Raw genomic sequence first — 269 nt, forward strand, 5'->3', positions numbered from 1 at the left:
TTATCGACTACCTGCATTACTATCGCTCCTTCAAAACCGAGTACGAACTGGCCTGTATGCGTGAAGCGCAGAAAATGGCGGTCAACGGTAATCGTGCGGCAGAAGAAGCGTTCGGTTCTGGCATGAGCGAGTTCGATATCAACATTGCCTATCTGACCGCGACCGCTCATCGTGATACCGACGTACCTTACAGCAACATTGTGGCGCTTAACGAACACGCTGCGGTGCTGCATTACACCAAACTGGATCATCAGGCGCCGGAAGAGATG

The 269-nt window shown here is 52.0% G+C and carries 1 protein-coding gene; it reads left to right on the forward strand.

Annotated elements, in window-relative coordinates:
- On the forward strand, window positions 1-269 hold a 269-nt coding region (locus R0J88_RS20425), incomplete at both ends, for a M24 family metallopeptidase (protein ID WP_410900939.1).

The sequence above is a fragment of the Pseudoalteromonas sp. SIMBA_162 genome (assembly GCF_046535955.1).
Taxonomy (GTDB): Bacteria; Pseudomonadota; Gammaproteobacteria; order Enterobacterales; family Alteromonadaceae; genus Pseudoalteromonas; species Pseudoalteromonas marina.